The 10,596-nt window shown below is 44.9% G+C and carries 14 protein-coding genes; 5 read left to right on the top strand and 9 right to left on the bottom strand.

Annotated features, from left to right (window positions below):
* Positions 1–43: 43 nt before the first annotated feature.
* From MHN32_RS22890 to MHN32_RS22875, 4 genes are all read right to left on the bottom strand, one after another.
* Positions 44–271 carry a hypothetical protein gene (locus MHN32_RS22890; RefSeq protein ID WP_239422905.1) on the bottom strand — a complete coding sequence of 76 codons (228 nt, stop codon included), beginning with the start codon at positions 269–271 and terminating at the stop codon, positions 44–46.
* Positions 272–280: 9 nt separating this feature from the next.
* Positions 281–1,165 carry a phage integrase N-terminal domain-containing protein gene (locus tag MHN32_RS22885; protein ID WP_239422904.1) on the bottom strand — a complete coding sequence of 295 codons (885 nt, stop codon included), beginning with the start codon at positions 1,163–1,165 and terminating at the stop codon, positions 281–283.
* Between the two features lie 776 nt (positions 1,166–1,941).
* On the bottom strand, positions 1,942–2,172 hold the full coding sequence (locus tag MHN32_RS22880; protein ID WP_239422903.1) for a hypothetical protein: 231 nt from the start codon (positions 2,170–2,172) through the stop codon (positions 1,942–1,944).
* Positions 2,173–2,182: 10 nt separating this feature from the next.
* On the bottom strand, positions 2,183–2,407 hold the full coding sequence (locus MHN32_RS22875) for a hypothetical protein (protein WP_235404561.1): 225 nt from the start codon (positions 2,405–2,407) through the stop codon (positions 2,183–2,185).
* A gap of 415 nt (positions 2,408–2,822) precedes the next feature.
* Here MHN32_RS22875 and MHN32_RS22870 point away from each other — a divergent pair, with 415 nt between their 5' ends.
* Positions 2,823–3,047, top strand: a complete 225-nt coding sequence (locus MHN32_RS22870; RefSeq protein ID WP_239422902.1) for a hypothetical protein — start codon at positions 2,823–2,825, stop codon at positions 3,045–3,047.
* Positions 3,048–3,197: 150 nt separating this feature from the next.
* Here MHN32_RS22870 and MHN32_RS22865 read toward each other — a convergent pair whose 3' ends face one another.
* Positions 3,198–3,431: a hypothetical protein gene (locus MHN32_RS22865; protein WP_239422901.1), complete on the bottom strand. Its 234-nt coding sequence runs from the start codon at positions 3,429–3,431 to the stop codon at positions 3,198–3,200.
* Between the two features lie 177 nt (positions 3,432–3,608).
* Between MHN32_RS22865 and MHN32_RS22860 the strand changes: the two genes are divergently transcribed.
* From MHN32_RS22860 to MHN32_RS22845, 4 genes are all read left to right on the top strand, one after another.
* A complete protein-coding gene (locus tag MHN32_RS22860) occupies positions 3,609–4,202 on the top strand; it encodes a ParA family protein (protein ID WP_235404558.1) in 594 nt (197 codons plus the stop codon).
* Positions 4,195–4,464 carry a hypothetical protein gene (locus MHN32_RS22855; RefSeq protein WP_235404556.1) on the top strand — a complete coding sequence of 90 codons (270 nt, stop codon included), beginning with the start codon at positions 4,195–4,197 and terminating at the stop codon, positions 4,462–4,464. Before MHN32_RS22860 ends, MHN32_RS22855 begins: the two co-directional genes overlap by 8 nt.
* A gap of 258 nt (positions 4,465–4,722) precedes the next feature.
* On the top strand, positions 4,723–4,938 hold the full coding sequence (locus MHN32_RS22850) for a hypothetical protein (RefSeq protein WP_239422900.1): 216 nt from the start codon (positions 4,723–4,725) through the stop codon (positions 4,936–4,938).
* A 37-nt stretch (positions 4,939–4,975) separates the two neighbouring features.
* Positions 4,976–5,668 carry a hypothetical protein gene (locus MHN32_RS22845; RefSeq protein WP_239422899.1) on the top strand — a complete coding sequence of 231 codons (693 nt, stop codon included), beginning with the start codon at positions 4,976–4,978 and terminating at the stop codon, positions 5,666–5,668.
* Positions 5,669–5,895: 227 nt separating this feature from the next.
* On the opposite strand, the gene MHN32_RS22840 is transcribed toward MHN32_RS22845, so the two are convergent.
* The 4 genes from MHN32_RS22840 to MHN32_RS22825 all read right to left on the bottom strand — a co-directional run bounded on the left by MHN32_RS22840 (position 5,896) and on the right by MHN32_RS22825 (position 10,537).
* Entirely contained in the window at positions 5,896–7,563 is a 1,668-nt protein-coding gene (locus MHN32_RS22840) for a conjugal transfer protein TraG N-terminal domain-containing protein (RefSeq protein ID WP_239422898.1), read from the bottom strand.
* Positions 7,560–7,907 carry a hypothetical protein gene (locus MHN32_RS22835; RefSeq protein ID WP_239422897.1) on the bottom strand — a complete coding sequence of 116 codons (348 nt, stop codon included), beginning with the start codon at positions 7,905–7,907 and terminating at the stop codon, positions 7,560–7,562. Before MHN32_RS22835 ends, MHN32_RS22840 begins: the two co-directional genes overlap by 4 nt.
* Before the next feature lie 160 nt (positions 7,908–8,067).
* A complete protein-coding gene (locus MHN32_RS22830; RefSeq protein WP_239422896.1) occupies positions 8,068–8,424 on the bottom strand; it encodes a hypothetical protein in 357 nt (118 codons plus the stop codon).
* 13 nt (positions 8,425–8,437) lie between these two features.
* Complete coding sequence (locus MHN32_RS22825) at positions 8,438–10,537, bottom strand: type IV secretory system conjugative DNA transfer family protein (RefSeq protein ID WP_239422895.1); 2,100 nt, start codon at positions 10,535–10,537, stop codon at positions 8,438–8,440.
* Positions 10,538–10,596 lie beyond the last annotated feature (59 nt).

Below are 10,596 nucleotides of genomic sequence, written 5' to 3'. Positions count from 1 at the left end.
CGCCCCCGCCAATCCCCGCAAATATCATTAAAAAGTTCAAACTTTAGCCCTCCTGCTTGCTACGCAGTACCTCTAGCTGCTTATCCTTACGCTCGATGATTTGAGACAGCTTTTTAAGCTTGTACTTCTGTTCACCCCGAGCCTTTTCTACCTCCAGCTCCAGCGCTTCATTTTTCTCATTTAGGGATTCAACCTTCGCTATGAATGTTTTCCACTCCGAATCTGGAATGAACATACCTGATTCCCCGTTATGTGTAATTTTTACAGCCAAGTTAACCTCCTATCGGCCTATGTATTGAACGGTAATTTGCTCTCGGGTGTGGCCGAGTTCTTCTGTGATTAGGTTGCGTACATCACGATCAATTGCTTTTTCTTCCGGAGACAGTTCTTTGCTTGTTGGGCCTCCTGCTAACGGGCATTTCCACCCTGCTAACTCGTGATAGCGTTCTTGTGCGTACATGTGACGTAAACCATGCATTTTATCGAGTCCAACATTGCTGGTTTCTCGCTCATAGGATCTAAGTTGCTGGATATACGTTTTATCGTTAGGGATTAAGCTGCCATTCCCTGCCGCTTGCTGAACTTCTCGCAGCACTTCTCGCTGTGATTCTGTTCTTATGGGGAGTTCTCTAGCGCGGCCACCCTTACACCAAGATGCCTTTAGCACCAATTTGTCACCACGAATGGCGTAAGACGGTCTGAATTTAATGGCTTCTGCTCGGCGCAAACCGAACTCTTTTTGGAGCTTTAAGGATAGTTTGACATTGGAATTACCAACTTTGGCCAACTTCTCTAGGTCTAAATCTTTAGCCTTGCTCTCAGTAGGAACATAGCAGCGCTTTTCTATATCGAGTTTTATCGCGTGATTTGAGCCAGAGTTGGACTTGGGGAGCATGGATGATTTGCCGATTTTCTCAGCCCACCATCGGACGTGCGCCATACGATTTTTTATCGTACTAGGGGAAAGCTTTTCTGATTTCCAACGCTCAACCAAGTATTCAACATGCTTTGGTTTAAGCGAGTTTGGATTAGGCAGTTTATAACCACCCTCTTTTAATTGCGTAGCGGCCTGAGACAGTATTTTGTGGCGTTCAGCTTTAGTTGCAAAACTACCGTCAGCATTGCGCTTCATCAGCCCTTGAAGCTGATATTTCAATGTACTCATAATTTCCCCAACTAACTATTTGAACCGAAAAATCCAAATGGTAAGTGTTAAACGTCAACCATACGTTGGAAGCGTATGATTCCTGACCGAAGTCAGATAAAGACGTAAGTTCAAAGTGGCCAATTAGCCTCAACTTGGTTGCTTCCCGACAGGGCGTACACGGCAAGTTGTATTTAAGTTTTTGTGCGTAGCACAGGGTTAGTTAGGTCATTACATATCTCCTTTTTTGGTGTGTTAGGGATCACTTAAATCTCCTGGATAATGGTGTTGTTTAGGGTTCACTTAAATCTCGGTATTTGGGCGAGTTCCGGTTCTCGTACTTCTGCTTTTTTGTGAGTATCGACACTCTCAAATCTCTAGTGGAAACCGAAGTTCAGTTCCCGTTTTCACGATAGCAAATGCTTCGTTTTTACAACGTACTAGGGTTACGTATGTTGTGCGTAAAATGTACCATCCCTCTCCAAAACTGTCAATTTTTTATCTCCCCCTCTTTATTCTGTTGAAGCTGCGCTTCAATACGCTATCGCGTCACTCCCTCTCGGTTCGTCTCGCCTTGCGGCTCAACTCACCTAGGAGTGACGCGATAACTCAGCCCCGCATCAAATTCCCTACAATGAATTTGATACTAATCCGGATGAAACTAGAGGGGCGATAGAACTGCATCACCATCGAGAAAATTAACTACTACAACGTGGGCGATCTGTCGTAATTGAGACGCAAATAAAAAGGGCGCTTTTGGTAAGCGCCCTTTTTATTTGCCCTGTAAATTTTGGCAGCTAGTGAGCGTGCCGTTCGTCAGGTTCAAGGCCAACATCAGCGGCCAAAATAAAATTGAGTTGATAGTCCTGGAATGCTTCATCTTGATCATCGGACACCCCTTTTGTAATCCGTGGTTCTGAAAAGCATTTGTCCCCATATTTTTCATAATCTGTTTTGCTGACACAGCAAAACAGGGTTTCCCCTCCGGCAACATATTCAAAAATGTGTAGCCCTACACCTAACTCCATGTAACCTCCATTATCTGACAAGACAACTCAGTAGAATTAATTCTCCAGCTTTACCTCTAGTAAATTCTAAATCATAAAGCATCAAATCATTTTCCTTATGGCCAGAAGCCGCATTTTCCTTGTTAATCAGAAATTCGACTTCGCCATGAAAATCATCAAACTGTAATTGCAGATTATCCCAATCAAAGGATAACTTTCCATTCTGATTTGTTGCATACAATTCGGCTTTAAGCATTATTCAATCCTCTAAAAGATGGTCGTTCAACTACAGGGACTTTTCCCTTCGGGAAATCGGGGGATAACTGGTGCATAGCCTGATGGACAATCCTTCGGAGTTGACCACAGGCTACACACGCAGTTAACTCCCCTAGCCCACAGTAGTCACTCCCCAAAGAACAATAAGGTTTTTTTTATTTTTGTTAAAAACCCTATGCTCGCTATCTTTCCGCTGCGCTCCAAGATAGGCTCGCCCTCCTGCCACCGTATAACGGTTTTGGGATGGTCCGCCTTGCTCTCCGCTAAAATTAGTAAGCTGACTTTGCAAGCCAACTCCCCCCTCACGCGCCGGAGAGACACACCGATGACATACTGCATTTGCTTTAGTCCCCATCTATGGACTGGACTGCCTCGCCGTTTTTAATGTGGTGGCCGTGGTTGGTTCCCCGTTACCCACAAGTGCAAACGCCTCTGTGTTGCGAGCACAGAGCGCCGTGGTGCGCGTCGTACGCTGGATAGTATGTGAGGTATCCCCGTTCTATCCAACACCAGGAGAAGCTCACCAACAGTCTCGTGCGTCCAATGTGAGCAGCTACGCGAAAGCCTACGCCATGCCTGGTGCATTTGGGGAAGTGGCAGAAAAAAAGACGGGCGATTGACAAGTGTGGGCGATTTGTAGCATTTAGCCGTTGACGGCTCGCTTACTAACGCCCATAATTAAGACCTACATTTCGGTGTCAGAACTTGGTTTTTCGTCTTTTTCTGATACTTCCAAAGAACCGCTGCTACCAACAGCGGTTTTTTACTTTCTATTCTTCTTCGTTTTGCTCAACCCACTCGCGTATAAGAGCCTCAACCACATCAATCTTGGTCAAACCCTCACCTTTGGCTTTTTTAGCCTTTAAGATGCTATTCATTCGCTCGTAAAGTTCAGCGGGGATCTTTGCGTGTAGATGTTTGAAGGGAACTCCCTCAGCACTCATTTTACGGCCAAGAGACGGCTGTCTAAGCCCAAGGCTTCTCTGTAAAACTGGTTGCGTCATAACTATTTACACGTGATCACTTTAAACATGATCACTTTATACGCCCTTTTTTCAAATAACGCAAACTCTACTATTTACATACTTTATAAATACTTCTAAAGTCACTTATAAGTACTTATTAAATGCTTTAAAAGCATTTTTTACGTTTAAATAAATCAAGAATCAGGGGTAAAAAAAATGAAAATAATTTCAGTCTGGTCTCCAAAAGGGGGGGTAGGCAAAACAACTTTAACCGCACACCTTGCTGATTGCCTGACAGTGAAGCATGGAAAGAGAGTCCTAGCCTACGATGCAGATCCGCAGCTTGCACTTTATAACACCTATAAAAGGGGCGGTTTCGCATTCGATGTTACAGACCAATATCCGAATAGCCGTCCTGATTGTGACTTTTTCATTGTTGATTTCAGACCTACGGCCAACCTGAATAATCAAGAAAAAACCATTATCCAAAATAGCTCTGTCGTTGTGGCTCCAGTTAGAGCTTCACGCCTTGACTTGGATAGCGCTAAGGCAATCAACAGCCTTGTAGAACCTGAGAACCTTATCAACGTACTAAGCTGTTTCGATAAACGGGTAAGCGATCAGAAAGAAGTTCGAACTCATTTAGCCCCCAACCATGAACTCATTAGTTACCTGGCTATCTACGCCAGAACAATGAATGACTACAAAACCATTTTCACCCGCGAAACAGATTCCCTAAACGGAACCAAAAGAGCACGCACAGAAGTGCAAGCTTTGGTAAATAATATTCTGGAGAAAACCCATGACTAAAAATTGGATTGAAGAAACAAAGCAAGACCCTAATAGCAGTTGGGAGTCAGGAACGGAAAGCAAAGACACCAAACTTGGCAGACCAGAGATGCCAGCGAACCAAAAACGGAAAGGGCGCTTTACTATGAATATGAATGATGCTGAATTTGAACTAATTGAAGGTGTCGCAAAGCGACTAGGAATGCCTGTCGCAGTCTACATTCGACAACAAGCCTTACTTGCTGCTGAAAACTTCATGAAAGGACAACAAAGACTTTTTTAATACTTTATAAATACTTCTAAAATACTTACAATGTATTTATTGGCCAATTTACATACAAGTTATAGGCTTAAACTTGAAACAAGAGAAAAGTAGTAAAAACTACAAAAATAGAGCTTACAAGCATAATTCGGGGGATAACACAAAAACCCCCGAAAAGCGCCGACAACGGGCATTATGTTAAAAACATCTTCTCTTGATATTTATTACTATAACTAGGGGGGAAACTGTTAAAAACAGCCCTCTAATTAGGATTAAGATATGAACCCACTAAAATCATTCGGCAAGATACTCCTTGAGTCAATTTTAGAAACAATGGAGGAAGGCGTTGGAACAACTGACAGGCCAGAAAATGATTATGACAGTGAGAATAGCTTTTCTAACTCTTACCGCCTCAACGGTGATAATGATATTGCTACTAGCTTTGAAGGTGAAAACTCAGCCGACAACGGTGGCCAATGGGTTCGTAAAGAATAAATATAAACACACTTAACTTCTCTACAGGATTGCAAACTTGACGAAAAATAACAATTTCGATCCAATTAAAGTTGATGATAACGAATACAAGATTGACCACTTAAAAGATCTATCATTGATTATCGATATGGACTGCCAAAATGGAGATACTCGGCCTATCACTGTGCATATGAGACCAACGAACCACCTATTTAGCAGAGAAGTTACAGACGATGATAAAGCTAATAGGGCAAAATTAGAGGGAAGCGGTCATTGGCTGAATAGCTATATACATCACGAAGGCAATTACCAACAAGTAAAGACCCCTCCAAAAATAAAAGAGTCTCGTATATTTTGCAAAGAGAAATGGGAATATTCATTTCTTTTTCCAAAGTTCGTAGCGCTAATAGAAGAAACCCCTTCTCACGTAACTGTATTAGCTAATGCTGGTGATGACAAAACATGCCTCAGTGGGATTTTAGAAATAGAAGATCGACCTGAAGAGGTCTATCTCGTCTTTTTCGTACTCACAAAAATTAACAGCAAAGAAGCCAGCATGCTCATAGAAAGCGCATATTGTGTAGATCCAAATGTAAACTCAAAGGCCAAAAAACTAATAAACCCAGCAAGGGACGATTCTAAGCCTTTTGTTATTGCCTTAAGAAACGTAATGGAAGGGCGCAAACCTTTAGAGAGTAAAAAGCAAAATTCTCGCGCACATAAAAGAAGAAAGAAAAATAGGCATAAATAAAAAGCAAAAAGCTCTGTTGATACAGAGCTCTTACCTTACAAATATACTTCCGAATTACCTAGTTACGATGCGTCTTGCGCAAACACCTGCGTATGTTTTAATCCGACATTACTCGTTCAAAACACCGTCTAGCAAGCGGGCGGGGAGGATTTTTCAATCCGACTGTTTCTCCCTCTTAACTCACCAATAATAATACTGGTAATTGACGGTACTGTCAATAAAGCTAATTACTTGCTCATTCCTTTTGTGGCCACCTTCTTACCAACCTTACCTCCAGCTTTATTTGCAGCCTCACCACCTTTCCGACCAGCATTGCCAGCCCCCTTACTCATACCTTGAAAGCTCCCCATAGCTCCACCTAAGCCTAATCCTGCGTAGGTTAATAATGAGGTCAGGATAAACGGGAACGCAATAAATAGCGCATCTGTCAGGCGTTGACTGTTCATCATGGTATTAGGCTCCGTGATCACATCAACCAAAGGGATCTGAGAACTGTTGGCCACAGTCTCAATAAATGATTTCTGAAACACAATTGTCAGCTCCCAGAAGAACGGCCAAAACTGTATTGATACAAATAGCGCACCAACGGTAGTGGCCATTTTAATGCTGTACTGACTTACCAGGAGAACCAACGGAAAGGCTACCAGTAAAATAAGCACAGCAGCGCCTTTAATCATCGGGGCCGCAGACTGTATCAAACTGGCTTCAGCGTAATCCGGAATCATCATCATTGCATTGCCAGCCGTACCAACGAGACGGTTAAACCAATTGCCTGCCGTCCCCCAAATCCCCTCACTTTGAAGCCCATAGTCTCTTGTTTCAACCCCTTGAATGCGGTGCATGGCCACCTTGCTGAAATACGCTTTTTCCATAAGCCTGTCTTGATACCAAGTATCGGAACCATCGGTGTATGACGCTTTAAGTAATGGCCACACTTTGTCCTTGTCACCCTCCGGCATACTATCCCATAAACGCTTACGCAGACTCATATCGTTAGTGCTAACGCTGATACCACCATAACCAGCTCCGACACCTTGCCACCACTCACGACACGAAGGAAATCCGCCTACTTGGTGGATACACTGGCCACCGCTGCAATCAACTTCCCCTCTACTTTCCGCTTGCTGGCTCTCAGACCACTTGGAGATAACCCTATTGGTTCGCGCCCCCTGCCAACCAGGTAACAAGGCTTGAGAATAGAAGCCTCTTCCTACGTTCCCGTAGTAGGCATCATTCATAAACGCATTATGACCAGGCCAAGGCTGTAACTCTGTGCGAGGATCATCTATCCACGGCATGTTACTGTCACCATTACGTAACGCCCTGTTAAGGGCTGGTTGATAGCATTGCTTTACAAACTCCTTTGTCTCGATGCGTAAGGCCGTATCTATAATACGGCTATTCATCAAGGTATCTTGCGCTCCTGTCAGGTTAAACCCACAGGGTAAGCGGTCTACCGATTCAATGGAGAAGCCCGTTCCGTAGGCTTGGGCCAGTGCAATGATAAGCGGAACCCTTAACTCATTGTTCGACAGCATGACCCGCAAATCCTTCGCGGGGCCATCAGCTCGAAAGAAGCCGTTATCAATGGCGGGTTGTTCGTAACCTTCGCATTGTTTGCTATATAGCTGGAAGCTATCCACCTTGAACGGCACTAACGGCATGAACGCAGCCAGGAACACAAACATTTGTATATAAATGCCAATCTCCAGCTTGTTAAGCATGACCACCTTAGCTTCTTCATCCCCTTCAATCGCCTTTATCAACTCGGTTACAACGAACACAATTACAGGCGCAACTATCAGCTTAGTGCTGATAGCTATGTTTGTTATGACGTTAAGGGCGTACACGCCTGTAGCAAAGAAGTACAGGTCGCTTAGGCTTGTAAATGTCATACGATCACCGTCAACATTGGAACGGCTAACAACGCAACAAGGACACGCACTTTCTTGGTCTGTAGATAGTCTGCTTGTGATTGTGACAGGCGCTTAGACTTCACCAACCAAGTTACGCCTTTTTCAAAACGAAAGATCAACACCAGGGCGGCAACAACAACCAGAATATCAGTGATAAAACCAATGCTTACCGTGAATTTATTCATGGCCACTAAGCCAGCAAGGAAGCTATCAGCTCCATTTACTATCGCGCTGGGATTACTGACAACAAGACCCAACAACAAGGCTTGAAGCGCCAGAACTGCAACTGAAATAATAAGGGTATTTTTAAGAAATGTTTTCATACAAAGCTCCGTATTTCGTTAATCAAAAACATCGAGCCGCAGCCAATCCACGCCTCAACTAAATTCTTCTTTTATATTCCGATTCACGATGGCCGATGCCCCGTATTTACTGATGGAATTTTACCAGCTCCAACAACTGTTTTGTTTCACTGAAAAAAAATTAATGGAAGTCCGGCATAAGGCAGTGAAACACCTCATGGCCAAACACATAAAACCAAGTACTATCGTTTACATTGGAGGGCTTGCGCTCCATGTAAACCACACAATCACCTTCTGGTGAACGGGTGGCAAAACCACGAGGAATGCCACGCTTGGCATAGCTTTCTTTCACTTTGCCAGCGTCAAGCGCACCAACTCCGGAGGCTAACGCTTGGTCGAACTCAGCGCTTTCCAGGTACCGAATTTCTAAAGCCCCATCGAGGCGCTGATGATGCTTGCTCAATGGCACTTCATTGGTGAATGTCGGCACAGTCACAGACTGAAAGCCCGTAGACTGACAACCGGACAACACAAGCATAATCAGCAACGCCTTACTGCTTTTTAAATAGGTCATCCAAATTCACCTCTTGTCCGTTATCCTTGACCGTTGGTAATTCATCCTCGACCGTTGCTACAGGCTCCGGATATTCTTCATCGAGGGTTTGCGGTCGAACTACGCTAGGTTTAACCCCGTGGTACTCTGGCCACTCACGATAGTAAGGCGTAGCCTCACCTTTCCATGAGTCACCGCGATACATGCAAACCATCTGACCATCGACCAGTTCTTGCAGCTCATGGGGCTTAATTACGGCTTCTTCCTGTAGCTGTTTGGTACGCTGATGGTTCAACCCTTTGCTATGGCCATTCGACATACTAGAGTTAGGTCCAGCATTATCTTCACTGCCTCCACCGCTAGACATACCCTCTGAATTACTTGTGCTGCGACTAAACCCTTCTTGGTTCTGCGTGATGATTCGATGCACAGTGCCTATCTTCTCACTGATATACTTGGCCGTGTCGTTATCGTTCAACCGGAACACCCCAACAAAGTCACAGGCTCCGAATATCAAGTCTCGCCCTTCGGCTTTACCGTCACTGTAAAGGCTCATTTGGCTGGCACTCTGCCAATACATCCACGTAGGCAACTGACGGGAACGTATTGTGTTTAGCTTGCTGGTTAGGCCGCTGATACCTTTTGCGTTGCCGATTTCATCCAACATCATCAACACTGGCGGTCTATCCGTGTGGTCAATCAGATAGCGCATGATGTGGCCAACTATCATAGCGGTCAGGCGTTGCAGCATTTCGGCCTTACCTTCCTCAAACTGGAGGAACAGCGCCACAGGTTGATCACCGCATAAATCATCAAGGGAAAAGTCAGACTCACCTAGGGCATTTCTGATAGACGGGTATCGCAAGAAGCGTAGGCCAGCACGAAGCGAAGCAACCACCGAAGCGAACAAGCGTTCATTCTCACCGACCATTTTCAGCTCGTTGGCCAGCTCAACCACCATTTCATCGTCAGAGCGGCGTAGCTCATCCATTAACGCCTCTGAGCTGTCGAACTCACCAAGCAAAGAGCGAACTTGGGGGAGCGTAGCGCGCCCGTTCTTGCTTTGGAGATAGCCAATCATGCAATCCAGCAAGTCACGACCTGTTTCGTAGAAAACAGCGTTTTCTTCATTTGTGCCGGTGATGGTGTTGGCCACCAGTTCCCCGATAGCTTCCGGAGAGTCCAGATCATCCAACGGGTTGTAACGTAACGTACCTGGTGCGGTAGGGTTGAAAGCCAATACCTTATAGCCTTGGCGCTCTAATGCTTCGCGGGTAATACCCCAAATTTCTGGCTTAATATCGAGACACACAAACGAGCGTTTGGTTTCGGCCCAGTGTAATAACTGCGATACCAGAAACGCAGTTTTACCCGTACCAGGTGGCCCGATAATAACGGCTCTATCTTCGGTGCTGATACGTAGATTTTCATCGAGCAAGCGACCGCTGAAAACCCCGTCAGACTTGTTTAACTTCTCAGGTAAATGACCTACAGACTCCGGATCACTTAGGTAATCCGTCATATCGATCTCGATGTCAGCTTTAGGCTTTTTGTCTGCGTCCGTGAGCGTGTCGAATACCTTATCCATAAAGGTTTTATTCTTCTCCGGATCTTCATCTTTGCCAACGCTGGAAACGTGCGACCTACGGCGTTCAGAGGCCGTTTCACCTGTAAATCGGCTTGGTTCTTCGTCTACTTCTGGCGCTTTTTCAGCTTTAACTGGAACGCCCCACTCGTCTGTGGCCACTCCCTCTTTTTTCCCTGAGAAAAGCTTTCCTAAGTTGAACTTTTGGAACCAATAATAGTAAGAAGCGACCCCAAACGACCATAACCAGTAAATTTGATCACCCTTGCGGGTAGATGCTTCAAGCTTGCCAGTTACCAATGTCGCTAACCCCAACAAACCAAGTAATGCGCCCAGTCCTGCAATTAAAATAATGGCCTTACCTTTTTCACCTTCTTGGCTCAACATTACGTGGCCAGCGAACAATGACAGCCCCAAGAACGCAACAATCGAGAAAAACCCATTATCTGACCACGGGCCAGAAAGCATCATTACGCCCCCGCCAATCCCCGCAAATATCATTAAAAAGTTCAAACTTTAGCCCTCCTGCTTGCTACGCAGTACCTCTAGCTGCTTATCCTTACGCTCGATGA

It is taken from the genome of Pseudoalteromonas sp. Of11M-6, assembly GCF_022347905.1.
Lineage (GTDB): Bacteria > Pseudomonadota > Gammaproteobacteria > Enterobacterales > Alteromonadaceae > Pseudoalteromonas.
Note: the sequence above shows the minus strand (reverse complement) of the source record. Positions and strands in the feature narration are given on the sequence as shown.